General features: G+C 68.4%; 1 protein-coding gene. It reads left to right on the top strand.

The annotated features are described in order from the left end of the window. Nucleotides 1–44: 44 nt before the first annotated feature. A partial coding sequence (locus ACOADB_RS11470) for an esterase/lipase family protein (RefSeq protein ID WP_378598323.1) occupies nt 45–955 on the top strand: 911 nt, incomplete at its 3' end.

A 955-nucleotide genomic window follows, 5' to 3' on the forward strand; every position in this document is an offset into this window, starting at 1 on the left:
GACCTTGTGACGCCCGTCACATCTTGGGAGGAAGAGGATCTGGCATGCGCTCGTTCAGGACGTTGCTCGTCACCGTCGGGGTGACCTTCTCGGTGCTCGTCGGGGGAACGCTGCCGGCCCAGGCCGCCGTACCGGAGGGTGGTCTCAGCGAGGCCGTCTACAACTACATCCACCGGCCCGACCACCTGCCCGGCGGCAACGACTGGACCTGCAAGCCGACCGCGGCCCGGCCCAACCCCGTCGTGCTGGTGCCCGGCACCTTCGCCAACCTCGGCGCCAACTTCACCAAGCTCGCACCGCGCCTGAAGAACGACGGCTTCTGCGTCTTCGGGCTCAACTACGGCATGACAGCCCTCTCCAACGGCCGGGTCGGGGGCCTCGGCCCGATCGTTAATTCCGCCCGCGAGCTCGACGCCTTCGTGGCCAGGGTGCGCACCGCGACCGGCGCAGCCAAGGTCGACATCGTCGGGCACTCGCAGGGCGGCAACGTCCCCATCTACTGGATGAAGCGGATGGGCGGAGCGGCCAGGACCGCCCACTACGTCGGCCTGGCGCCGTCCTCGCACGGCACCGACCTCAACGGCATCGTCACCCTCGCCGAGGACCTTGACGCGCTGGGCTTCATCAATGACGCGTCGGCCTACCTCGGCACCCGCGGGGTCACCGACCAGATGCTGACCAGCGCCTACACGAAGGCGCTCTGGGCCGACACCAACACCGTCCCGACCGGGCCGAAGTACACCGTGATCATGTCGCGCTGGGACGCCGTCGTGACGCCGTACTCCAGCCAGCGGCTCGCGGGCACCAACGTGCGCAACCTCGTCGTCCAGGACTACTGCTGGAACGACAACATCGGCCATGCGGGGCTGGCCTTCGACGGACCCACCCTGCAGCTGACGCTGAACGCGCTCACCGATGGACCGTCGTGGTTCTGGCCCGTCTGCTGGGACTACGG

The sequence above is a fragment of the Nocardioides sp. CPCC 206348 genome, from assembly GCF_048654705.1.
Classification (GTDB): Bacteria; Actinomycetota; Actinomycetes; order Propionibacteriales; family Nocardioidaceae; genus Nocardioides.